Origin of the sequence: Pseudomonas sp. MF6396 (genome assembly GCF_002018915.1) — a bacterium.
Classification (GTDB): domain Bacteria; phylum Pseudomonadota; class Gammaproteobacteria; order Pseudomonadales; family Pseudomonadaceae; genus Aquipseudomonas; species Aquipseudomonas palmensis.
Genome location: NZ_MVOK01000008.1, coordinates 212,315 through 235,718, shown reverse-complemented (window position 1 = coordinate 235,718; position 23,404 = coordinate 212,315). Strand labels below are relative to the sequence as shown.

23 protein-coding genes and 1 rRNA gene are annotated in these 23,404 nt (G+C 61.9%); 14 read left to right on the top strand and 10 right to left on the bottom strand.

Annotated features, from left to right (window positions below):
• A 5S ribosomal RNA gene (gene rrf / locus MF6396_RS29455) occupies positions 1-78 on the top strand; the annotation flags it as partial.
• 121 nt (positions 79-199) lie between these two features.
• Here rrf and MF6396_RS11045 read toward each other — a convergent pair.
• Positions 200-742 carry a hypothetical protein gene (locus MF6396_RS11045; protein WP_078480290.1) on the bottom strand — a complete coding sequence of 181 codons (543 nt, stop codon included), beginning with the start codon at positions 740-742 and terminating at the stop codon, positions 200-202.
• 318 nt (positions 743-1,060) lie between these two features.
• On the opposite strand from MF6396_RS11045, the gene MF6396_RS11040 reads away from it, so the two are divergent.
• Positions 1,061-2,065 carry a sensor domain-containing diguanylate cyclase gene (locus MF6396_RS11040; RefSeq protein WP_054915652.1) on the top strand — a complete coding sequence of 335 codons (1,005 nt, stop codon included), beginning with the start codon at positions 1,061-1,063 and terminating at the stop codon, positions 2,063-2,065.
• 37 nt (positions 2,066-2,102) lie between these two features.
• On the opposite strand, the gene lpdA is transcribed toward MF6396_RS11040, so the two are convergent.
• From lpdA to MF6396_RS11020, 4 genes are read right to left on the bottom strand one after another with little or no spacing between them, the layout of a single operon-like run.
• On the bottom strand, positions 2,103-3,485 hold the full coding sequence (gene lpdA / locus MF6396_RS11035) for a dihydrolipoyl dehydrogenase (protein WP_054915651.1): 1,383 nt from the start codon (positions 3,483-3,485) through the stop codon (positions 2,103-2,105).
• A gap of 2 nt (positions 3,486-3,487) precedes the next feature.
• Complete coding sequence (locus tag MF6396_RS11030; RefSeq protein WP_078480289.1) at positions 3,488-4,783, bottom strand: dihydrolipoamide acetyltransferase family protein; 1,296 nt, start codon at positions 4,781-4,783, stop codon at positions 3,488-3,490.
• The gene (locus MF6396_RS11025) at positions 4,784-5,842 is read right to left on the bottom strand and encodes an alpha-ketoacid dehydrogenase subunit beta (RefSeq protein WP_043861770.1); all 1,059 of its coding nucleotides are present in this window, start codon (positions 5,840-5,842) and stop codon (positions 4,784-4,786) included.
• Position 5,843: 1 nt separating this feature from the next.
• Positions 5,844-7,076 (bottom strand): 3-methyl-2-oxobutanoate dehydrogenase (2-methylpropanoyl-transferring) subunit alpha, encoded by a 1,233-nt coding sequence (locus MF6396_RS11020; RefSeq protein ID WP_043861771.1) that lies wholly within the window; start codon positions 7,074-7,076, stop codon positions 5,844-5,846.
• A gap of 199 nt (positions 7,077-7,275) precedes the next feature.
• Here MF6396_RS11020 and bkdR point away from each other — a divergent pair, with 199 nt between their 5' ends.
• The 3 genes from bkdR to MF6396_RS11005 all read left to right on the top strand — a co-directional run bounded on the left by bkdR (position 7,276) and on the right by MF6396_RS11005 (position 10,758).
• Complete coding sequence (gene bkdR / locus MF6396_RS11015) at positions 7,276-7,767, top strand: Bkd operon transcriptional regulator BkdR (protein ID WP_043861772.1); 492 nt, start codon at positions 7,276-7,278, stop codon at positions 7,765-7,767.
• A 235-nt stretch (positions 7,768-8,002) separates the two neighbouring features.
• A complete protein-coding gene (locus tag MF6396_RS11010; RefSeq protein WP_173925107.1) occupies positions 8,003-9,244 on the top strand; it encodes a glutamine synthetase family protein in 1,242 nt (413 codons plus the stop codon).
• Between the two features lie 173 nt (positions 9,245-9,417).
• Complete coding sequence (locus MF6396_RS11005; RefSeq protein ID WP_078480288.1) at positions 9,418-10,758, top strand: MFS transporter; 1,341 nt, start codon at positions 9,418-9,420, stop codon at positions 10,756-10,758.
• A 137-nt stretch (positions 10,759-10,895) separates the two neighbouring features.
• Here MF6396_RS11005 and MF6396_RS11000 read toward each other — a convergent pair whose 3' ends face one another.
• From MF6396_RS11000 to flgA, 4 genes are all read right to left on the bottom strand, one after another.
• Complete coding sequence (locus MF6396_RS11000; RefSeq protein ID WP_043861775.1) at positions 10,896-11,639, bottom strand: flagellar brake protein; 744 nt, start codon at positions 11,637-11,639, stop codon at positions 10,896-10,898.
• A gap of 80 nt (positions 11,640-11,719) precedes the next feature.
• On the bottom strand, positions 11,720-12,187 hold the full coding sequence (locus tag MF6396_RS10995; protein ID WP_043861776.1) for a flagella synthesis protein FlgN: 468 nt from the start codon (positions 12,185-12,187) through the stop codon (positions 11,720-11,722).
• A 46-nt stretch (positions 12,188-12,233) separates the two neighbouring features.
• Positions 12,234-12,545 carry a flagellar biosynthesis anti-sigma factor FlgM gene (gene flgM / locus MF6396_RS10990; protein WP_043861777.1) on the bottom strand — a complete coding sequence of 104 codons (312 nt, stop codon included), beginning with the start codon at positions 12,543-12,545 and terminating at the stop codon, positions 12,234-12,236.
• Between the two features lie 175 nt (positions 12,546-12,720).
• Positions 12,721-13,473, bottom strand: a complete 753-nt coding sequence (flgA, locus tag MF6396_RS10985; protein WP_043861778.1) for a flagellar basal body P-ring formation chaperone FlgA — start codon at positions 13,471-13,473, stop codon at positions 12,721-12,723.
• Positions 13,474-13,541: 68 nt separating this feature from the next.
• On the opposite strand from flgA, the gene MF6396_RS10980 reads away from it, so the two are divergent.
• Both MF6396_RS10980 and cheR read left to right on the top strand, forming a co-directional pair.
• Entirely contained in the window at positions 13,542-14,471 is a 930-nt protein-coding gene (locus tag MF6396_RS10980; RefSeq protein ID WP_043861779.1) for a chemotaxis protein CheV, read from the top strand.
• Between the two features lie 49 nt (positions 14,472-14,520).
• Positions 14,521-15,348 (top strand): protein-glutamate O-methyltransferase CheR, encoded by an 828-nt coding sequence (gene cheR / locus MF6396_RS10975; protein ID WP_043861780.1) that lies wholly within the window; start codon positions 14,521-14,523, stop codon positions 15,346-15,348.
• Positions 15,349-15,406: 58 nt separating this feature from the next.
• On the opposite strand, the gene MF6396_RS10970 is transcribed toward cheR, so the two are convergent.
• Positions 15,407-18,001, bottom strand: a complete 2,595-nt coding sequence (locus MF6396_RS10970) for an autotransporter family protein (RefSeq protein WP_078480287.1) — start codon at positions 17,999-18,001, stop codon at positions 15,407-15,409.
• 355 nt (positions 18,002-18,356) lie between these two features.
• Between MF6396_RS10970 and flgB the strand changes: the two genes are divergently transcribed.
• From flgB to flgG, 7 genes are all read left to right on the top strand, one after another.
• The gene (gene flgB / locus MF6396_RS10965) at positions 18,357-18,764 is read left to right on the top strand and encodes a flagellar basal body rod protein FlgB (RefSeq protein WP_054915646.1); all 408 of its coding nucleotides are present in this window, start codon (positions 18,357-18,359) and stop codon (positions 18,762-18,764) included.
• A gap of 3 nt (positions 18,765-18,767) precedes the next feature.
• Positions 18,768-19,211 carry a flagellar basal body rod protein FlgC gene (gene flgC / locus MF6396_RS10960; RefSeq protein WP_043861782.1) on the top strand — a complete coding sequence of 148 codons (444 nt, stop codon included), beginning with the start codon at positions 18,768-18,770 and terminating at the stop codon, positions 19,209-19,211.
• A 15-nt stretch (positions 19,212-19,226) separates the two neighbouring features.
• Positions 19,227-19,931, top strand: a complete 705-nt coding sequence (gene flgD, locus MF6396_RS10955; protein ID WP_043861783.1) for a flagellar hook assembly protein FlgD — start codon at positions 19,227-19,229, stop codon at positions 19,929-19,931.
• A 31-nt stretch (positions 19,932-19,962) separates the two neighbouring features.
• On the top strand, positions 19,963-21,324 hold the full coding sequence (flgE, locus tag MF6396_RS10950) for a flagellar hook protein FlgE (RefSeq protein WP_043861784.1): 1,362 nt from the start codon (positions 19,963-19,965) through the stop codon (positions 21,322-21,324).
• A gap of 72 nt (positions 21,325-21,396) precedes the next feature.
• Entirely contained in the window at positions 21,397-21,588 is a 192-nt protein-coding gene (locus MF6396_RS10945) for a hypothetical protein (RefSeq protein ID WP_043861785.1), read from the top strand.
• A gap of 192 nt (positions 21,589-21,780) precedes the next feature.
• Positions 21,781-22,521: a flagellar basal body rod protein FlgF gene (locus tag MF6396_RS10940; RefSeq protein WP_043861786.1), complete on the top strand. Its 741-nt coding sequence runs from the start codon at positions 21,781-21,783 to the stop codon at positions 22,519-22,521.
• 45 nt (positions 22,522-22,566) lie between these two features.
• Positions 22,567-23,352 carry a flagellar basal-body rod protein FlgG gene (flgG, locus tag MF6396_RS10935; RefSeq protein WP_043861787.1) on the top strand — a complete coding sequence of 262 codons (786 nt, stop codon included), beginning with the start codon at positions 22,567-22,569 and terminating at the stop codon, positions 23,350-23,352.
• Positions 23,353-23,404 lie beyond the last annotated feature (52 nt).

Below are 23,404 nucleotides of genomic sequence, written 5' to 3'. Positions count from 1 at the left end.
CCCGAACTCAGTAGTGAAACGATGCATCGCCGATGGTAGTGTGGGGTTTCCCCATGTGAGAGTAGGTCATCGTCAAGATTAAATTCCGAAACCCCTATCTGCATCTGCAGGTAGGGGTTTTGTCTTTGTGGGCTGAAAGTTTCCTGCAAGGCGGGCATAAAAAAACCACCTCGGGAGGTGGTTTTTTGCGTAATACGATTCAGGCCAGCGGGTCCGTCCTGTCCTTTTCGTTGGTGCCTTCTGCCGACAGTGTCTGTGAACCTGCCAGTGCACTGACCGCATCCATCTGTTGAGGCGGTTGCAGCTTGGCCATGGTTTTTATCTCCATTTCTTCCTTGATGCGTTGAGCGATCTGCTTGTCGATCAGCTCCTTCTTCTCAGGGGGTAACTCTTCGTATTCTTCAAGGCTCAGCCCAAGTTCGCGCAGCATCTTCTCGCGAATTTTCTGCTCGGGAGACAGTGCCATGTAGTCGCGAAACTCTTGCAAGGCAGTGCTCTCTGGTTCCTTCGTGTCAAAGATCTCTTCCAGGTTCTGCAGACTGACCTTGAACTTTGCGAACGCTTCTTGCTGGTTGTCGTGAAAGCGCTGCTCGGAGTGACTGGCACTCCCGCGCGTGTCGGACGTCGACTGGATGGCAACTGAAACAGGTACATACGGCACAGCATCGCTGTCTGTAGAAACACTGCTACGTTGCTGAGTGGTAGCGGCTACCTGCCAACCATAATCATTGATGATGCTCACCTGAAGGTCTCCCGATACTGTGCAGAGCAAGGGAAGAGCAAGGGCTGTGCCAGTTACCTCACGCTCTGAACCCTCTGTATTACAAGGGGGCAGCAATGCTCGGCCGTTTAACTCTGGCACGCTGTTGCCCCAAAGAGGAGGATGATTGCCGCAGGCGGCAACAGCCAAGGCTTGCAGTTGGACGTGCGGTCGGTTCCGCCTGCCGCTTCCATTCTTTCGCGAGTATATTGTTCGAAATTTCGCGCAGGCTTTGGCGCATAACAATCGGCAGCACCATCATTGAGCTGGGGCGTAGTTGCTGGACAGGGGAGAGTGTCCATGAGTGAGAATACCGCTTGCGTGATGGCGCCATTGAGCGACCTGGGGCAAGAGCAACTGCAAACCCTCCTGGACCTGGTCAGTGATGGCATCTGGGACTGGAACGCCAACACCGGCCATGTCTATCGCAACCCGGGTTGGTATCGCATGCTGGGCTACCCTAGCCACTCGCTGGACAATACGGTGTTCACCTGGGAAAACGTCATTCACCCCGAGGACTACCCGCGGGTGATGGCCTGCTTCGAGGACTACCTGAGCCAGCGCGCGCCAAGCTACCAGGTGGAGTACCGTTGCCGTTGCAAGGATGGCAGCTACCTGTGGATCGAGGACAGCGGGCATGTGGTTGCGCGCAACCCTGATGGCTCGGTGGCCAGGATGTTCGGTGCACACCGCAACATCGACGACCGCAAGCGCCTGGTTGCCCATCTGGAGCAGCGCAACAGCTCGCTGGAGTCACTGATTGCCGAACGGACCCGGGAACTGTGCTGGGTGAACGAGCAACTGAAACGTCAGCTCGATGAGAACCGTGACCTGGCCGAGCGCGACTCGTTGACCCTGGCGGCCAATCGTTATCGCCTGGAAAAGGCCCTGCTTCAGGAATGCGAACGTGCCGGCCGCTTTCGTTTGCCCTTGAGCCTGATCCTGATGGATTTCGACGATTTCAAGCCGATCAATGATCGTTACGGCCACGCCCGTGGCGATACCGCCCTGGTAGAGGTGGTCGAACAGATCCGTAAGTGTGTCGGCCCCGAGCACCTGCTTGCCCGATGGGGGGGTGACGAGTTCATGGTGTTGATGCCAGGGAGTGACCTGCAGGCAGCAATGGCGGTAGCCGATGCCATCCGCCAGCAGGTGTTGAGGTTGCCCCCAATTGGCGAGCACCGCGTCACATTGAGTTTTGGCATCGCCCAGTGGCGTGGCGGCGAGCGCCCGGAGCAACTGGTCGCCCGTGCCGACCAGGCGCTCTATCGCGCCAAGGCCGGCGGCAAGAACCAGATCGCCTGATGCCTGGGCGTCGATGATCGACGCCCAGTGGTTCTGGCTACAGGTGCAAAGCGTGCCCCAAGGCACGCAATGCAGCCTCCTGCACAGCCTCTCCGAGGGTAGGGTGGGCATGGATGGTTCCGGCCACATCCTCGAGCCGGGCGCCCATCTCCAGTGATTGTGCAAACGCGGTAGACAGTTCCGAAACCCCCACGCCGACAGCCTGCCAGCCCAGGATCAGGTGATTGTCGCGACGCGCCACCACGCGTACGAAGCCGCTTTTGGATTCCAGCGTCATGGCCCTGCCATTGGCCGCGAACGGGAACTGCGCAACGATGCAATCCAGGCCTTGCTGTTGTGCGGCCTCGGGTGTCTTGCCTGCCACCACCACCTCGGGGTCGGTAAAGCACACTGCCGCGATGGCCACCGGATCGAAAACCCGCTGCTTGCCGGCGATGAGTTCGGCCACCATCTCGCCCTGGGCCATGGCGCGGTGGGCCAGCATCGGCTCGCCGCTCAGATCGCCGATTGCCCACACATTGCGCATGCTGGTCTGGCAACGCTCATCGATGGCAATGGCTGAGCCATTCATCTTGAGCTCCAGGGTTTCCAGGTTGAACCCTTGAGTGCGTGGCCGACGTCCTACGGCAACCAGCACCTGATCGGTTTCCAGCCTCAACTGTTCGCCATGCGGGTCCCTGATCTGCAGGCACTGGGTGGCGTTATCGAAGCCTTCGACGCTGTGCTTGAGGTACAGCGTCATGCCCAGTTTCTTCAGCGACTCGGCTACCGGCTGAGTGAGCTCGCTGTCATACGTAGGCAGGATACGCTCGCGCGCTTCCACCACGCTTACCTCGACCCCCAGCTTGCGGTAGGCAATACCCAGCTCCAGGCCGATATAGCCTGCACCCACCACCGTCAGGCGCCTTGGCAGGCGTTGCGGGGCCAGGGCTTCGGTGGACGAGATGATCGGGCCGCCCAGTGGAAGCATGGGCAGCTCCACACTGCTGGAGCCCGTGGCGAGCAGCAGGTGCTCGCACTGAATGCGCTGGCCTTCGACGTCGACGGTTTTGCCGTCGACGATCCTTGCCCAGCCATGAATCACCGTCACGCCGTGTTTCTTCAGCAAGGCGGCAACGCCGCTGGTCAGGCGGTCGACGATGCCGTCCTTCCAGGCCACGCTCTGGGTAATGTCCAGGCTGGGAGCCTGTACCTTGATGCCCAGGCTGGAGTGCTGGCTGTGCTGACAAGTCTGGTGGAACTGCTCCGCTACATGGATCAGTGCCTTGGATGGAATACAGCCTATGTTCAGGCAGGTGCCGCCCAGTGCCTGGCCTTCGACCAGTACAGTGGGGATGCCCAGTTGACCGGCACGAATCGCCGCGACATAACCGCCGGGGCCGCCCCCAATGATCAGCAGGGTGGTATTGAGAGTCTGCATGGTCACTCCACAAACAGGCTGGCAGGTTGTTCGAGCAGGCCGCGGATGGCCTGGATGAAGAGCGCGGCGTCCATGCCGTCGACCACACGATGGTCGAACGAACTGGACAGGTTCATCATCTTGCGCACCACGATCTGGCCGTTGACCACCATTGGCCGCTCGACGATGCGGTTGACCCCGACAATGGCCACCTCCGGCGTGTTCACCACCGGTGTGCTGACGATGCCGCCCAGTGCGCCGAGGCTGGTGAGCGTAATGGTCGAGCCGGACAGCTCTTCACGGCTGGCCTTGTTGTTGCGGGCGGCGTTGGCTACCCGGGCGATCTCGCTGGCATTGCTCCACAGGCTGCCGGCCTCGGCATGGCGCAGCACCGGTACCATCAGCCCGTTGTCGCCCTGGGTGGCGATACCCACATGCACTGCACCATGGCGGGTAATGAGCTGGGCTTCGTCGTCATAGGTGGCGTTGATCTGCGGGAATTCGCGCGCGGCGATCACCATTGCCCGTACCAGGAAGGGCAGCAGGGTCAGCTTGCCGCGGCTGTCAACATGCTTCTTGTTCAGGTGCACGCGCAGTTCTTCCAGCGCGGTCACGTCGATTTCCTCGACATAGCTGAAGTGCGCGACGCGGCGCTTGGCATCCTGCATGCGCTGCGCGATCTTGCGGCGCAGGCCGATCACTGGCACCTGCTCGCTGTCGTCACGCCTTGCATAGCCACCGGGGCCCGATGCACTGCTGGTACTCGGTTGAACGAGAAAAGCGTCCAGGTCTTCGTGCAGGATGCGCCCGGCAGGGCCACTACCATGTACATAGCGCAGCTCTATGCCCGCATCCAGCGCGCGCTTGCGCACCGCCGGGGAGGCCAGCGGACGCTCGTTGGCCTCACGTGGCACGATCGTCGATGAACGCTGTGCGTTGCCTGAAGGTGCCGCTGCCGGGGTAGACACGACGGCGGGCTGGGGTTGGGCTTCGGGTACGCTGGCCTTCGGTGCGGCAGCTACCGCAGGCGGCGTGGCTGCTGCCGGCTTGCCGGCGCCTTCCTGATAGTTGCCGGCCCCTTCGACCTCGATGCGAATCAGCTCGCTGCCTACGGCCATGACCTCACCGGGCTGGCCGCCCAGGGCCAGCACCTTGCCGGTGACCGGCGAAGGAATTTCCACGGTGGCCTTGTCGGTCATGACGTCGGCGACCACCTGATCTTCGGTGACGGTATCGCCGACCTTTACGAACCACTCCACCAGCTCAACCTGTGCGATGCCTTCGCCGATGTCCGGCATCTTGATGACGTGCGTGCCCATTCAGACCTCCATGACCCGTTTCAATGCCGCACCCACTCGCGATGGGCCGGGGAAGTACGCCCATTCCTGCGCGTGCGGGTAGGGGGTGTCCCAACCGGTGACGCGTTCGATCGGGGCTTCGAGGTGATGGAAGCAGTGCTCCTGTACCAGCGCCACCAGCTCGGCGCCAAAGCCGCAGGTGCGGGTGGCTTCGTGCACGACCACACAGCGGCCGGTCTTCTTCACCGACTCGACGATGGTCTCCAGGTCCAGCGGCCACAGGCTGCGCAGGTCGATGACCTCGGCGTCGATGCCGGTCTCTTCGGCAGCCACCTGGGATACATACACCGTGGTGCCGTAGGTCAGTACCGTCACCGCATTGCCTGGGCGGGTGATGGCAGCCTTGTCCAGTGGCACGGTGTAGTAGCCATCCGGTACGGCGCTGGCGGGGTGTTTGGACCAGGGCGTTACCGGCCGGTCGTGGTGCCCGTCGAAAGGGCCGTTGTACAGGCGCTTGGGCTCCAGGAAGATCACCGGGTCGTCGTTTTCGATCGAGGCGATCAACAGGCCCTTGGCGTCGTAGGGGTTCGAAGGCATCACGGTACGCAGGCCGCAGACCTGGGTGAACATCGCCTCCGGGCTCTGGCTGTGGGTCTGGCCGCCGTAGATGCCGCCACCGCACGGCATGCGCAGGGTCAGCGGGGCCACGAACTCGCCGGCAGAGCGGTAGCGCAGGCGGGCCATCTCCGAGACGATCTGGTCCGAGGCTGGGTAGAAGTAGTCGGCAAACTGGATTTCCACCACAGGGCGCAGGCCATAGGCACCCATGCCCACGGCGGTGCCGACGATACCGCTTTCGGAGATCGGTGCGTCGAACACCCGCGACTTGCCGTACTTGTTCTGCAGCCCTTCGGTGCAGCGGAACACGCCGCCGAAGTAACCGACGTCCTGGCCATAGACGACAACATTGTCATCGCGCTCAAGCATGATATCCATGGCCGAGCGCAGGGCCTGGATCATGGTCATGGTGGTAGTCGCCATGGCGGTTTCCAACTGGATAGTGGTGTTGTGATCGTTCATGTCAGATCCCCAGTTCCTGGCGCTGGCGCCGCAGGTGTTCCGGCATTTCCTTGTACACATCCTCGAAAATGCTCGCCGGGCTGGGCATCTGCCCGCCGGCCAGGGTGCCGTACTGCTCGGCTTCCTTCTGCGCACTGATGATTTCGGCTTCCAGCTCAGCAGTCACCGCCTGATGCTCTTGCTCCGACCAGTGCCCGATGGCCACCAGGTGCTGCTTGAGGCGGGCGATCGGGTCGCCGAGGGGGAAGTGGCTCCAGTCGTCGGCCGGACGGTACTTGGACGGGTCGTCCGACGTGGAGTGCGGCCCGGCGCGGTAGGTCACCCATTCGATCAGGGTCGGGCCCAGGCCGCGGCGGGCACGTTCGGCGGCCCAGCGCGAGGCCGCGTACACCGCGATGAAGTCGTTGCCGTCGACCCGCAGCGAAGCGATGCCACAGCCAACGCCGCGGCCGGCGAAGGTGGTGGATTCACCACCGGCGATGGCCTGGAAGGTGGAGATGGCCCACTGGTTGTTGACCACGTTGAGAATCACCGGGGCCTGGTACACGTGTGCGAAGGTCAGCGCGGTGTGGAAGTCCGACTCGGCCGTAGCACCATCGCCGATCCAGGCCGAAGCGATCTTGGTATCGCCCTTGATGGCCGAGGCCATGGCCCAGCCGACCGCCTGCACGAACTGGGTCGCCAGGTTACCGCTGATGGTGAAGAAGCCGGCTTCGCGCACCGAGTACATGATGGGCAGTTGGCGACCCTTGAGCGGGTCGCGCTCGTTGGACAGCAGCTGGCAGATCATCTCCACCAGCGACACGTCGCGGGCCATCAGGATGCTCTGCTGGCGGTAGGTGGGGAAGCACATGTCGCTGCGGTTCAAGGCCAGTGCCTGGCCGCTGCCGATGGCTTCCTCGCCCAGGCTCTGCATGTAGAAGGACATCTTCTTCTGGCGCTGCGCCACGACCATGCGGCTGTCGAACAGCCGGGTCTTGAGCATCGCGCGCATGCCTTGGCGCAGCACTTCGGGGCCGATGTCCTCGGCCCAGGGGCCAAGCGCACGGCCCTGTTCGTCGAGCACGCGGATCAGCCCGTAGGCAAGGTCGGCGGTACCGGCGGGTTCGGCATCGATGGCGGGTTTGCGGACCTGACCGGCGTCATTCAGACGCAGGTAGGAAAAATCGGTCTGGCAGCCTGGCCGGCCTGTAGGCTCGGGCACATGCAGACGCAGGGGGGCGTACTCGTTCATGCTTTTTTACGCTCGCTCTGTCTTGTGTTTTTGTTGAGCTTTGAAGCGGTCGCTACTGAACCCGGCTTGTGACCGGAGAGTCAGTCTTGCCTACATCATATTCCGCTGGCGGAAGAATATTTTTCTCAAGTTCATTGCCTTTGGGCTGGCTTGCGGATAAACATTCTTCAAAAGAACAAGAAGCAGGTGAATTTGTCTCATGCGCAAACTGGATCGTACTGACATCGGCATTCTCAACAGCCTTCAGGACAATGCCCGCATCACCAACGCCGAGCTGGCCCGTTCGGTAAATCTGTCGCCCACCCCCTGTTTCAACCGGGTCAAGGCGCTGGAGGAGCTTGGCGTGATTCGCCAGCAGGTGACCTTGCTGTCGCCCGAAGTGCTGGGGCTGGACGTGAACGTATTCATCCACGTCAGCCTGGAAAAACAGGTGGAGCAATCGCTGCACCGCTTCGAAGAGGAAATCGCCGAGCGCCCGGAAGTGATGGAGTGCTACCTGATGACCGGCGATCCGGATTACCTGCTGCGTGTACTGCTGCCGAGCATTCAGGCCCTGGAGCGGTTTCTGGACTACCTCACCCGCTTGCCCGGGGTGGCCAATATTCGCTCCAGCTTCGCCCTCAAGCAGGTGCGCTACAAGACTGCGCTGCCGCTGCCGGCGAACGGTATTACGCTGCCAGGCACAGTGTAGACAGCTTCTACGGGTTGGCTGGCGGCGTTCGCCCAGCGATCGGGCCTACATGGTGCTTGATATTTTTAACACCCCCGGACTATGTTGTTCGGGTCGCCGTTCGCGGCTTGTTAAAAATAACAAGGATCAAGTCATGACGACCAATGGCCAACGTTCTCTCGCCGAGCGATTGACGGGCATTGATGAAATCGAATGCGTCACCCCCGACCTTAATGGCGTGCCTCGCGGCAAGGTGATGACCGCCGAGGGGTTCCTGGAAGGGCGGCGCCTGCAGATGGCACGCGGCGTGCTGCTGCAGTGCATCATGGGCGGATACCCTGCGGCACGCTTTTACGGCAGCGACGACGGCGACCTTGCCCTGGCGGCCGACCCCCTGCATATCTACCGCCTGCCCTGGAGCGACGAACCAAGGGCACTGGCGATCTGCGATGCCAATGAGCTCGATGGACAGAGTTCGGGCTTGTCCACCCGCGGCCAGCTCAAGGCGGTGATCGAGCGGTATCGCACGCACGGCCTGGCGCCAGTGGTGGCCACCGAACTCGAGTTCTTCGTGTTCGCTCCCAATCCCGACCCGAGCCAGCCGTTCCTGCCGCCCACCGGGCTGGACGGTCGGCGCGAGGACGGCCATTCGGCGTTCAGCGTCAGTTCCAACAATGGCCTGCGCCCGTTCTTCAGCGAGGTCTACCGTTGCATGGAGGCCCTGGGCCTGCCGCGCGACACCTTCATGCACGAGATGGGCGTCAGCCAGTTCGAGATCAACCTGCTGCACGGGGACCCGCTGCTGCTTGCCGACCAGACCTTCCTGTTCAAGCACCTGCTCAAGGAGGTTGCGCTCAAGCATGGCCTGAATGTGGTGTGCATGGCCAAGCCGCTGGCCAGAACCCCAGGCAGTTCGATGCACATTCACCAGAGCGTGGTCGAGATCGACAACGGCCGTAACGTGTTCAGCGATGCGCAGGGGCAGCCAACCCCTGCCTTCTATCACTTCATCGGTGGCCAGCAGGCATGCATGGCCGACTTCACCGCGTTGTTCGCACCCAACGTCAACTCCTACCAGCGCCTGTGCCACCCTTATGCATCGCCCAACAATGCCTGCTGGTCGCAGGACAACCGCGCTGCGGGCCTGCGTATCCCTGCCAGCGCACCGGTAGCGCGCAGGGTCGAGAACCGCCTGCCCGGGGCCGATACCAACCCCTACCTGGCCATCGCCGCCAGCCTGGCGGCCGGCTTGTACGGCATCGAACAGCAACTGGAGCCGGCGCCAGCGATCCAGGGCGAATTCGAGGTGCCCGACAACCTGTCACTGCCCTGCACGCTGCACGCGGCACTGGAGCGTCTCAAGCGCAGCCAGTTGGCGAGGGAACTGTTCGGGACTGAGTTCATCGAAGGTTACATCGCGTCCAAGACCCTGGAACTGACCAGCTTCTTCGACGAGATCACCCCGTGGGAGCGGCGCGTGCTGGCGGCACAGGCGTAACTGCGGGGCGGCAATGCCGCCTGGCGCCAGGGTAAGCGGAGGCAGGTGGCAGCCATGATCGAGATCATGGTTTGTCACCTGTTTTTTTATGCCCGGCCCGCCGCGTCGGCGTTTTTTTCACTTATGCTTTCAAGCAGTTTTTTCACCTGCTCAAGGGGCCCTCAGGGACGTCGATGCGAAGTATCTGGAAGTCTTTTCGCGCGCTGTATTTCGCCGCATTGATGATGTTGATCGGTTCCGGCCTGTTGAGCACCTACCTGGCCCTGCGCCTGGCGGCCGATCAGGTCGACAGCCTGTGGGTCGGTGCGCTGATGGCGGCCAACTATTTCGGCCTGGCGCTGGGGGGCAAGATCGGGCACCGGCTGATCGCCAGAGTGGGGCATATCCGCGCCTACGCTACGTGTGCCGGCATCGTCGGCGCAGCGGTGCTTGGTCATGGTCTGGTCAGCTGGTTGCCGGCCTGGCTGCTGCTGCGGGTGATCGTCGGCCTGGGCATGATGTGCCAGTACATGGTGATCGAGAGCTGGCTCAACGAACAGGCCGACGCCAAGCAGCGTGGGGCGGTGTTCAGCGGTTACATGATCGCCTCCTATCTGGGCCTGGTACTGGGCCAGCTGATTCTGGTGGTTCACCCGCAGCTGGGCCTGGAGCTGCTGATGCTGGTGGCCATGTGCTTTGCGCTATGCCTGGTTCCGGTGGCCCTGACCCGGCGCATCCACCCCGCACCGCTGCGTCCGGCCCCCATGGAGCCGCGGTTCTTCATCAAGCGCGTCCCCCAGTCGCTGAGTACGGTACTCGGGGCGGGGCTGATCGTGGGGTCGTTCTATGGTCTGGCGCCTCTGTACGCCTCCAAGCAGGGGCTCAGTACAGAACAGGTCGGTGTGTTCATGGGCTGCTGCATCTTTGCCGGCCTGCTGGTGCAGTGGCCATTGGGCTGGTTGTCGGACCGTTACGACCGGGCCGTGCTGATTCGCAGTGTGGCGGTGGGGCTGGCCGTCACCTCCCTGCCATTGGCGCTGCTGCCGAGCGTGCCGCTCGAGGTGCTGTTCATCACCGGTTTTGCGGTCTCGCTGCTGCAGTTCTGCCTCTACCCGCTGGCGGTGGCGTTTTCCAACGACCACGTTGAAAGCGAGCGACGGGTCTCGCTCACCGCGATGCTGCTGGTGACCTATGGCGTGGGGGCGAGCATCGGGCCGCTGGTGGCCGGTGTGCTGATGAAGACCCTGGGCGACCAGATGCTGTACGCGTTCTTCTGTTTCTTCGCGCTGGTGCTGGTGTGGCGCATCCGTCCCAAAGCGGTTACCAACCTGCATCAGGTCGAGGATGCGCCATTGCTTCACGTAGCGATGCCGGCGGCAGGTTCACCGCTGTCTGCGGCGCTCGACCCGCGGGTTGATGAGCAGGTGGTGCAGGATCAGATGCAGGCACCGGTAGGTGCCGAAGATACCGAGGAGGAGGGCACGCCCGGGGAGGCTGAGGGCGTCGAACCTGTCAAGTCTGCGCCAGAAGTGTGAGTGGCGTGGGGGGCAGATAGTGGCGAAGGGCTGCGTCTGAGTTCCGCTGGCAGGCGGGGCGCCAGGCGCCCCTTTGCGGATGAATCCGTTGCCGCTGAATGGGTAGCGACCCTTGGAAATGTGAAGCGTGATGTCTATCAGTAATCGTCTTTGTCGAAGCGTCGCGCTTCACGTTGCAGCTGGTACACAAAGCTTTCGATCTTGCGCGCCATCTGTCCTGTCACGTTATGAAAGCGAATGCCGGCGAAGGTGGCGTTCAGGCGCTCTTCATAGTGCAGGTGGCGCAGCTCGACCATTACCTGAGAAAGCCCCAGCGGCAGGCCGGTAGCAAACTTCTCGTAGACCTGGCCCAACTGCAACCGCTCCTCGATATCGCCCTCGAAGCGAAGCTTGCAGCCAGTAGCCGAAATATCCAGCAGCTTGCCCTTGAGCGGGTGCTCGCCACGCAGTTTCTCGCCGTCGAAAATCACGTCGACCAGTTGCGACAGCTTCAGTGCTGCGCGAAACGCATTGCGACGCTGGTGATAGGTAACTTCTGTGGGCAGGCTGCCGCGGTAGCAGCGTGAGCCGTCAGAGGTGCTGATGCTCAGCGGGGTAGTGCAGTCCCAGGCAATGCGCACGCCGTCATGGAAGCCTTCGATACGGAATGGTTCGCCATTTTCGAGGAAGCGTTCGCCATCGCGCGGGATCATTTCGTCCAGGGCCATGCTGTTGCTGTCCCGGTCTACCTCCACCACATAACTCTGGAAGCGCTGGCTGCGTTCGGGGAACGTGATGATCAGTGGGTCATGGCTCTCTAGCAACATCCGCAAATGAGCGGCAATTTCCAAAGGCGTAGTCAGCACCTTCGGAGGCTGAGGAGCTTCTTCGTCATTGAACACGGTTGATGAATCTCCAGGCAAAAACGACACAGGCAATTGCTGGCATTCTGCCAGCATGAATCGTGCCTTGATAGAGGGGGTCACGCCTGGCTGAGTGCACGAGGCTTTGAAAGCGGCGATGTAGTGCCACGGGCATCGTAGAGCGACGGTGATTCGCCACCCATGAGGATCTTGATCTGGTTTTCGGTGGTGTACTGCTGAAGCTGGATCGCCTGGCCGTTGCGTGCGTTGACCGCCTGGCAATCATTCATCAGCGCAGCCAGCACATCGAGCTGCTCGATGAGCAGGGAGCCCAGGTCCGATTGCTCGGCCATGGCCACTACACCTTCGCGGCTTTGCGGCAGGCCCAGGTTCGCAAGCAGCGCACTACGTCGTTGTCCGCCTTGATCGAGCAGCACCACCAGCGATTGCTTGCGGGCCAGAATATTTTCCAGCAAGGGCATGTCGCGGCCATGCAGGGCCACGGCTTCAGCCTGCAACAACTCGAGCAGTTGTTGCGCTGGAGCAATATCATCTTCGATCAGTTGCAGCAGAGTAGTGTCGTGCATTGGCTGGCTCTTGGTTCTAGCGTCCTGAAGTCAGCGCGCCAGAGGGCTAGCGCTGGGCTTCGAAATTAAGCAGTTTGCTGGCGACGCGCTGGGCGTCCACCTGGTAGCTGCCGTCGGCGATGGCCTGTTTCAACTCGGCCACGCGGGCGCTGTTGACAACCGGTTGATCGCGCAGCTTGTCGCTGACCTGTTGCAACTGCTGGGCCTCGTGGCTCAGGTGTACGGCTTCTCCGCTCTGGCCAGCCTCGGTAGCGCTGGTGGCGGTGCGAGCAGTGGCCGTGCTTTCCTGGCTGTTGCCAGTGCGCACGGCGCCCGTCACGGACGGGGAATTATTCAAACGACTGAAGTCGATGACCATGATCAGAAAACCTCTGGGTGTTTGGACGCTTGCCTTGTTTTCGGCCAACCCGAAAGAAACTTTAGACGCAAATGCAGTGCAGCTTGCGCGGCCAGCCCATCAACCCGGTTCGACACAGTTTAGGAAAAGCGGTTCCTGACCGCCAGCCTTGTTTGTTCTGGCGTCGTGACCCGCTTCACATCGCGACTTCCACCTGCCCTGGTCCAGTGACCCGTGCCTTCACCACCCGTTTGGAGTTCAGATTGCGTACCCGTATCTGTTCACTGATGCCGCCCTTGCTCAAGGCTTCTCCCGGCATGCGCACGCTCAGCGTGCCGCTGCGGGCGATGATGACCACATGATCGCCCTTGCGGACCACTTCGGCCTGCTCCAGATGCAGCGGCGTGAGCACCTGATCGATGACCGTCGGTCGGATGACCTTCAGGCCCACGGCCTGCTCCAGGCTGGTCAGGTAGCCCTGGTTGAGCATGCCCACGTCCCGCTCGCGCAGGCTCACGTCCTGTTCGCCGACCACGCTGTCGCGCTTGAGCGGACGCGCCACGGTCACCACATTGCGAAACAGCCGCACCTGGGCCGGCACGAACACCGTCCACGGGGAGCTGCCATCGCAGCGTACGCGCACGGTCACCCTGCCCAGCGGTTGCGCCGGGCTTTCCAGGGTGGCGCCCAGTTGCTGGTCGCACAGTGGCATGCGCAGGCGCGGGTCGAGGCTGTTGACCTGGATCTCGAAGCGCCCTTCGGTCTGGCTGGTCGCCAGGTAATCCTCGACCGTGAATTCAAGAAACCCCTGAGTGACACCGATAAGCTGTTCAGGCAAGGTGAAAGCGTCAGCCAGAGTTCGAACGCCGGGGGCCAGCAGGCACAGCGCAGCAAGGATGCCGGGCAAGGGGCGGGTCAGGCGTCGGAAAAATGTCGTTTTCGTGTTCATACAGTTAAAAAAGCAAGGCGCGTGCCGACTGCGGTACGACGCTCGAGCATTTGGTCGAGGAGTCTGGCATGGCTGGTGTAATGGATTCGGTTAACCAGCGCACACAACTGGTAGGGCAGAACCGTCTCGAACTGCTGTTGTTCCGCCTCAATGGCGAGCAGCTGTACGGGATCAACGTGTTCAAGGTGCGGGAGGTGCTGCAATGCCCGAACCTGACCGTGATGCCCAAGTCCAACCCGGTGGTGCGCGGTGTGGCGAATATTCGTGGGGCAACCATCCCGATCCTGGATCTGGCGATGGCGACCGGCATGCCCGGTCTGAGTGAAGATGTCAGCAAGAGCTTCGTGATCATCACCGAGTACAACACCAAGACCCAGGGGTTTCTGGTGCACTCGGTCGAACGCATCGTCAACATGAACTGGGAGGAGATCCATCCGCCACCCAAGGGCACCGGTCGTGACCATTACCTGACGGCCGTGACCCGGGTGGACGGCAAGATGGTCGAGATCATCGACGTGGAGAAGATCCTCGCCGAGGTCTCGCCGACCTCCGAGGCGATCTCCCTGGGTGTGGTCGACGAAGAAGTGCAGGTCAAGGCCGTGTCGCTGCGCGTGCTCACCGTGGATGACTCCTCGGTGGCACGCAAGCAGGTCAGCCGTTGCCTGCAGACGGTGGGGGTCGAGGTGGTGGCGCTCAACGACGGCCGGCAGGCGCTGGATTACCTGCGCAAGATGGTCGATGAGGGCAAGCATCCGGAAGAGGAATTCCTGATGATGATTTCCGACATCGAGATGCCGGAAATGGACGGCTATACCCTGACTGCAGAAATCCGCAACGACCCGCGCATGCAAAAGTTGCACATCATCCTGCATACTTCGCTTTCCGGCGTCTTCAACCAGGCCATGGTCAAGAAGGTGGGCGCGGATGATTTTCTCGCCAAGTTCCGGCCGGATGACCTGGCGCAACGCGTGGTCGACCGGATCAAGGCCACCCACTAACGGCCAGGGCTCGTCCCTGGCGTTACACATGATTTAAGAGGCGGCATCATTGTCTACGGGTAATTTGGATTTCGAACAATTCCGGGTCTTCCTGGAAAAAGCCTGTGGCATCCTGCTGGGCGAAAACAAGCAGTATCTGGTCTCCAGCCGTCTCAACAAGCTGATGGAACAGCAGGGCATCAAATCGTTGAGCGAGCTGGTGCAGCGGATCCAGACCCAGCCGCGCAGCGGCTTGCGCGAGCAGGTGGTCGATGCGATGACCACCAACGAAACCCTGTGGTTTCGCGACAACTATCCGTTCGAGGTGCTCAAGAACAAGGTCTTGCCCGAGCAGATCAAGGCCAACCCTGGCCAGCGCCTGCGCATCTGGTCGGCGGCCTGTTCGTCGGGGCAGGAGCCGTACTCGATCTCCATGGCCATCGATGAGTTCGAGCGCAGCAACATCGGGCAATTGAAGATGGGCGCGCAGATCGTCGCCACCGACCTGTCCGGCTCGATGCTGGCCAACTGCAAGACCGGTGAGTACGACAGCCTGGCCATTGCCCGTGGCTTGTCCCAGGAGCGCCTGCAACGCTATTTCGACCCCAAGGGGCCGGGGCGCTGGGCAGTCAAGGCCCCGATCCGCAGCCGCGTCGAGTTTCGTTCGTTCAACCTGCTCGACAGCTACGCGAGCCTGGGCAAGTTCGACATCGTGTTCTGCCGCAACGTGCTGATCTACTTCTCCGCCCAGGTGAAGAAGGACATCCTGCTGCGCATTCACGGCACGCTCAAGCCCGGCGGTTACCTGTTCCTGGGGGCGTCCGAGGCGCTCAACGGGCTGCCCGACCATTACCAGATGGTGCAGTGCAGCCCGGGGATCATCTACCAGGCCAAGTGAAACGAAAAAGGCCGGTGTCGCGAGACACCGGCCTTTTTCATGCAGCTGCTGTCATCGATCAGAAGTCGTAACGCACCTTGGCCGAGAACACATCGGCGTCAAAGCCCGATTTGCCGATGTAGTCGTAGTTCACGCCCAGGGTCACCGCGCCCAGCTTGTAGTCGGCGCCTACGCCGGCTTCGTAGCTGTTGCGCACGGCCTTGGCGCCGCTGGTGACGAACGGGGTGCTACCCAGCAGGAAGGTCGAGGTGCTCTTGGCTTCGTCCGCCGCGAAGTCATGGTATGCCATCAGGCGAGCCTGTGGCTGCAGGGTGCCGGCGCCCAGCGGATACTCGCCGGCAACGCGCAGGCCTGCGCCCAGCTCGATGGCCTCGTAGCGCTGGTCTTCGACCTTCAGTGCAGCCGACGAACCCTTCTCGCGGTAACCGTCGATGTTCACCAGGCTGTAGCGCGCGGCAATGCGCGGCTCGACCAGCATCTGCGGGTTGATGTGATAGGTGTAGCCACCCACCACGTTCAGGCCCAGCAGGTCGCTGTCGTAATCGGCCTTGGCCGAGGTGCCGGCAATCTTGCGTTTGCTGTCGTTGTCGTTCAAGCCATAGCTCAGGCTGGCATCGACGAAGTAGTTGCCCTGCTCGAAGCCGCCGTACAGCGTGAAGGCGTGGCTGTCCACCTTGGTCTGGTTGCCGCTTTTGCCGTTGACGTCGGTGTTGATGAAGCTGTACGCCAGGCCCAGGGTCAGGTTGTCGTTGAGCTTGCCGTCGGCACCCACCGCGATGCCGCGGCTGTAGGCGTTGTAGCCGGCCACGCCGTCGCGCAGGTCCTGGCTGGCATCGCTGTAGAGGGTCTGCACCCACACGCCGGTGTCCTTGAACGCTTCGCCCGAGGAGGCGCCACGCAGGCTGCTGGTACGGCTGCCGGTGACATTGCTCACCAGGTTCTGGCTGGTGGTGGCTGCCTGGGTGGCGCCGCCGTTGACTTCAGGTGTCAGTTGCTCGGCCAGCTTGGCCAGCTGGGCCTCGTCGGCATTGGCGAAAGCTTGCAGCAGCGGGTCGTTGGCGCTCAGTTTGCTCAGGATGCTGTCGCGGTTCAGGCTGCCCAGGGCCAGTTGGCTGTTGGCCGAGGCACCCTGGCCGACCAGGATGTCGGTGACTTCTTCGGCGCCCTTGCCGGTGACGGTAGCCACCAGCTTGTTGTCCTGCAGGCTGTAGCTGTCGATCTTGAGCAGGGCCGAGCTGCTCACCAGGTTCAGCTTGCCGTTGGCGTCGACATTGTCGGAAGCGTCCAGCAGATCGATGCGCCCGGCCTGGAACAGGTTGTACGTGCTGCCCTGGGCGCTGAAGTCGCTGCCCTGTGCGGCCAGGCGAATCTGTGCGCCCTTGCCGAACTCGGCAGTACCGCTGACGGCCACCACGGCGGTGTCGGCACGGGTGGCGCTGCTCAGGTTCAAGTCCAGCGACGAGTTGCCGGCCACGTACAGGTTGCCGTCGATGGTGGTGTGCGGCTGCACGAAGTTCAGGTGCGCTGGCGCATTGCGGCTGACGCTGCCCACGTCCATCCAGCCGCCCTGGCGCAGACGGATGTTGGCACCGTCGCTGCTGCTGTCGGTGCCGCTGAAGTCCACCTTGCCGTACACCTCGACGGTGGTCAGGTCGATCAGGTTGCCGGTGATCTTGCTGCCGTCCAGCAAGGTCAGGTACACGCTGCGCTCGGTTTCGGAGGCATCGACCGCTTCGTCTTCGGAGATCAGCGTGCCGCTGTTGACGATTTCCAGCCCTGCATAGCTGTTGTACAGCCGGTTGTCATCGTAGGCATCGATGTCGAAGTTGCCGATCACGATGGCCGCATCGGTCGCCTTGATGGTGCCGGTGTTGACGATCTGGCGCTCGGCGGTGGTGAAGCTGGCGCCGTCCACACGGATGCCTTCGGCGTCATCGCCGGTGGCGATGATGGTGCCGTTGTTGACGATGCCGGCCAGGTCGACCATGTCCACATTCTGCCCGTTGAAGCTGGTAGTGGCGTCGATGGCGGTAGCGCCGTCGCCGGTAACCTGGATCAGGCCGTTGTTGATCAGCTTGCCGTCGATACGGCCGCCTTCCAGGTTGATGCCCTTGGCGCTGGTGCCCTTGGCGATGATGCGGCCAGTGGTGTCATTGAGCAGGTCGCCCTTGATCGTGCCGGTGAAGTCCAGTGCACGGGCCACGTCCATTTCGCTGCCGTCGAGCAGCGGTTCGCCGGTGGCGCTGAGCAGGCCCTGGTTGATGACGCTGCCATTGATGGTGGCCGGGTCGATCATCAGGGCATTGGAGCCGCCGCCCACGGCGCTGATGCTGCCCTTGTTGATCAGGTTGCCGTCGATCTGGTTGCTGGCCCAGTTGCTGCCGTCTTCCCAGGCGTCCAGGTCGATGCCGCCGGCAAAGTTGCCGCTGCTGTTGATCGTGGTGTTGAGAATCAGGTCGCCCTTGACGTGGTTGCCGTTGAATTCGATCGCGTCTTCGGCGGCACTGCCGGTGTAGGCGCCAGTGAATTCGAGGTTGCCTTCGTAGGTCTTGTGCTCGCTGATGAAGCCGGCATCGGTCAACTTGATGGTTTGGGCGCCGACAGGCAGGGCGGTGGCAGTGATTGCCAGGGCGAGCAGGGTCTTGCGAAACATCACAGGAGTCACGGTTTATTCCTTAAACACAGCGTATTGAATTCGGCGCTTGCCTGCGTGGCATGACGGCTGTGCGGTGATAGCCAGATGCCACGCAGCGGAGCGGGACGGATCTTAGATGAGAGATGGCGAATTGACATTAATTTTTGACGCCAAAAGGGCGCAGGGTGGGGTTGCCGCTGCCAGGCATTGCCGCTTTGCCGGTGTCTGGCGGAAATCCGTTGCCGCTTTTCTGGCATTGCCATGGCTGGCAAACGCGGCAAAGCCCCGGCTTTGCTGGGTTTTGTATTTTGGCACGGGACTTGCTCTGTCACCGGCAACGAACCCACGGTCAACCTTCAAAGGTTTCCCCGACATGAGCATCAGTTTCGACAAAGCGCTTGGCATTCACGAAAAGGCACTGGGCTTTCGCGCCCAGCGTGCCGAAGTGCTGGCCAACAACATCGCCAACGCCGACACCCCCAACTACAAGGCGCGCGACATGGACTTCTCGTCCGTGCTGGCGGCCGAGACCGACAAGGTCAAGAACGGCCATTTCTCCCTCGAGCGCACCAACACCCGGCACATCGAGGCCCAAGGCCTGGCGATGGGTGACGAAACCCTGCAGTACCGCACGCCCATGCAGCCCTCGATCGACCAGAACACCGTTGACGCGCAGCTCGAGCAATCCAGCTATGCCGAGAACGCCGTGGGTTTCCAGGCCAGCTTCACGCTGCTCAACAGTAAATTCAAAGGGCTGGTGTCAGCCCTGCGCGGAGAGTAAGTCATGTCCCTTGCCAGCGTTTTCAACATTGCCGGTAGCGGCATGAGCGCGCAGACCACGCGCCTGAACACCGTTGCCTCCAACATCGCCAACGCCGAGACCGTTTCCTCGAGCATCGACCAGACCTACCGTGCCCGCCACCCGGTGTTCGCCACCACGTTCCAGCAGGCCCAGAATGGCGTCAGCCAGTCGCTGTTCCAGGACCAGGGCGAAGCCGGGCAGGGCGTTCAGGTACTGGGTGTGGTCGAAGACCAGAGCAACCTCGAGGCACGCTATCAGCCCAACCATCCGGCGGCGAACAAGGACGGCTACGTCTACTACCCGAACGTCAACGTGGTCGAGGAAATGGCTGACATGATCTCCGCCAGCCGCTCGTTCCAGACCAACGCCGAACTGATGAACACGGCCAAAACCATGATGCAGAAGGTCCTGACCCTGGGTCAGTGATAAGGGGCGTTTTTTATGGCTGATGTAAACCTGAACGACGTCATTTCCAATTCCGGCGTCAAGAAGTCCAGCAATACGAACGCGGCAAGCGGCCTGGGCGGCAAGACCGCCAACGGCCAGACCCTGGGCAAGGACGCGTTCCTTCAGCTGCTGGTTACCCAGATGCAGCACCAGAACCCGCTCGACCCGCAGGACAACAGCGAGTTCGTGGCCCAGCTGGCGCAGTTCTCCAGCCTCGAAGGCATCACCTCGCTGAACGATTCGGTCAACGCCATCACGGGGGCCATGGGTTCCTCGCAGGCGCTGCAGGCCTCCGGGCTGGTCGGTCGCTCGGTGATCACCCAGGCCGACAAGGCCGTGGTCGACACCACCAAGAGCTTCACTGGCCAGGTGGTGGTCCCGCAGTCGATCACTTCGGGCACCGTCACTGTCACCGACAAGGATGGCAAGACCATCAAGACCATCGACCTGGGCGAGCAGAAGGCCGGCAATGCCGACTTCATCTGGGACGGTACCAACGAGAAGGGCGAAAAGGTCGATCCGGGTACCTACACCTTCACGGCCAAGACCACCGTCGATGGCAAGTCGGCCGAGATGTACACCCTGCTGCCGGCCACCGTCAGCAGCGTCACCATCAGTCAGACCGGCGGCGAGCTGATGCTCAACCTCGCTGGCCTGGGCAGCGTTGCGCTGTCCAAAGTCCAAACTATCGGTATATAGAGCCGGCTAACGCGGCACAAGGAGTGGAAAGATGTCTTTCAATATCGGCCTTAGCGGTCTCTATGCAGCCAACAAGCAACTGGCTGTCACCGGCAACAACATCGCCAACGTTTCGACCACCGGCTTCAAGGCCTCGCGCGCCGAGTTCGCCGATGTGTACTCGGCCAGCAAACTGGGCGTGGGCAGCAAGACCGTCGGCAACGGGGTGCGTCTGGCTGCAGTCTCCCAGCAGTTCGGTCAGGGTGACATCAACAACACCGGCAACGTACTGGACATGGGTATCCAGGGCCAGGGCTACTTCGTCCTGAGCGACAACGGCTCGCTGAGCTACACCCGTTCCGGTGCGTTCCAGACCAACAAGGACAACTATGTGGTGACCTCGGACGGTATCCGTCTGCAAGGTTACGCGGCCGACGTCAACGGCAAGATCATCAAGGGCGTGCTGACCGACCTGAAGATCGACACCTCCGCGCTGGCGCCAAAGACCACCACGCTGATCGATCAGGGCATCAACCTGAACTCCTCGGCGCCGTCGATCCCGCTGCAGGTACTGGATGACAGCACGCCGCCGGTGCTGGTGGACAACAAGACGTTCGACCCTTCGGACGAGAGCACCTACACCAAATCGTTCCCGACCAAGATCTACGACAGTCAGGGCAACGAGCACACGATGGAGCAGTTCTATCGCAAGACCGGTGACAACCAGTGGACCACCTACACGCTGGTCGATGGTCGCAACCCGTTCGACCCTGCCAGCACCAAGCCACTGTCCGGCACCATCAGCTTCAATCCTGATGGCAGTGTCAAGGCCATGACTGCCGACAATACCGGTCACCCGGCGGGCTCCGAATTCACCGTGGTCAACAACAACTTCACCATGAAAGGCTGGGTGCCGGCGTCCTACGACAAGGCCACCGACAAGTGGGCATCCAACGGTTCGGCCGGCAATGCCGACGGCATCCGTATGAACATGACCAGCACCACGTCGTACAACACCGACACTGCCCGCATGTCCCAGGCGCAGGACGGCTATGCCACCGGCATCCTGTCCAGCCTGAGCATCGACTCCACCGGTGTGATGTTCGCCAGCTTCAGCAACCAGCAGTCCCGCGCCATCGGCCAGGTCGCGATTGCCAGCTTCGCCAACGAGCAGGGCCTGGAGCAGCTGGGTGGTACCCGCTGGAAAGAGACCTACGCCTCGGGCATCCCGGGCATCGACACGCCGAAGACCGGTACCCTGGGTTCGATCGAGTCCAACGCACTGGAAGCGTCCAACGTCAACCTGACCATGGAGCTGGTCGAGCTGATCAAGGCGCAGAGCAACTTCCAGGCGAACTCCAAGACCATCTCTACCGAAAGCACCATCATGCAGACCATCATCCAGATGACCTGATGATCGCCTGATGGAATGAGCATGGACGAACCCCTTTCTCGGAAGGGGTTCGTTGTTTCGGAGGCAGTAGAAATGAAGTGCGCACTCGCAATCGTGGGCTTCGCCTTGCTGGTGGTGGCTGTGCAGGTCGGCGCCGACATGGCCGCCTGGTATCGCTGGGAAAGCCAGGCCGATGGCCGGCTCGTCTGTTCGCAGGTTTCGCCGGGCGAGGGCTGGCGTCGGTTTGCCGGGCCTTTCAACAATGGCGCTTGCCGTGACAACTGAGGTTTGCCGCTAGCGGCAAGCTGGCGCCGTATTTTCGACGGTGCATCGCACGCGCAGGCGCTGGCCTGTGCTCCAGCCCCCGCATTGACGGGGCTTTACCCCTGTTTTGCAGAGTTGGTTTGAAACTTGCTTGAGTGACCGGCAAAGCAGCGGTGAACGGCAAGTGTTCGCCAGCGCAGCGGAGGATGATCTGTGGACAAGATGCTTTACGTGGCCATGACCGGTGCCAGCCAGAACGCACTGGCGCAACGGGCGCATGCCAACAACCTGGCGAACATTTCCACCAGCGGCTTTCAGCGCGACCTGGAGCAGGCGCGCTCGATGCCGGTGTTTGGTGACAGCTTTCCGGCGCGTGCCTATGCCATGACCGAACGTCCTGCCACCGATTTCAGCCCCGGTGCCATGCAGGAGACCGGCCGCGACCTGGACATCGCCATTGGTGGCGACGGCTTCATCGCCGTGCAGGCCCCGGATGGCAGCGAAGCCTACGTGCGTACCGCCAGCCTCAACATCGATGCCCTGGGCGTGCTGCGCGCGGGCAACGGCATGCCGGTGATGGGCAATGGTGGCCCGATTGCCGTGCCGCCCGAGCAGAAGGTCGAGATCGGCCAGGACGGCACCATCAGCATTCGCGCCATGGGTGAAGGCCCGCGGGTGATGGCCGAGGTCGATCGCATCAAGCTGGTCAACCCCGACGTCAAGACCCTCAACAAGGGCCTGGACGGCATGATCCACACCAAGAGCGGCCAGCCTGCCGATGCCGATGCCAACGTGCAGGTGGTGTCCGGTTTCCTGGAAGCCAGCAACGTCAACGCCGTCGAGGAAATGACCTCGGTGCTGGCGCTGTCCCGTCAATTCGAACTGCACGTCAAGATGATGACCACGGCCAAGGAAGGCGACGAAGCCATGGCTCGGGTTTTGCAAATCGGCTAATTACACAGACGTAGCGCCGTAAAACAGGCGCACGAGGAGAACAGCATGCTTCCGGCTCTTTGGGTCAGTAAAACCGGTTTGTCCGCCCAGGACACCAACCTGACCACCATTTCCAACAACCTGGCCAACGTCTCGACCACCGGCTTCAAGCGTGATCGTGCCGAGTTCCAGGACCTGCTCTACCAGATCAAGCGCCAGCCAGGTGCACAGTCGACCCAGGACAGCGAGCTGCCATCGGGTCTGCAGGTGGGTACTGGTGTGCGCATCGTCGGCACCCAGAAAAACTTCAGCACCGGCAGCCTGCAAACCACCGAGAACCCGCTGGACATGGCCATCAACGGTCGCGGCTTCTTCCAGGTACTGCAGCCAGACGGCACCGTTTCGTACAGCCGTGACGGTACCTTCCACCTGAACTCCGATGGCCAGGTGGTCACCGCCAACGGTTTCGCCCTCGAGCCTGCCGTGGTCGTGCCGCCAGACGCGCAGACCTTCACCGTGGGCCAGGACGGCACCGTATCGATCACCACCGCCGGCAACCCGGCCGCGCAGATCATCGGCAACATCCAGACCGCCGACTTCATCAACCCGGCCGGCCTGCAGGCGATGGGCAACAACCTGTTCCTGGAAACCGCCGCCAGCGGTGCGCCGCAGATCGGCACGCCGGGCCTGAACGGCTTCGGTACCACCCTGCAGCAGACCCTGGAAAACTCCAACGTCAGCACCGTGGAAGAGCTGGTCAACATGATCACCACCCAACGTGCCTACGAGATGAACTCCAAGGTGATTTCCACCGCCGACCAGATGCTCTCGTTCGTTACCCAGAACCTGTAAGTGAAGCCCCAGGGGCGCTGATGCGGCGCCTGTTACACCGTGAGGTCAGAGT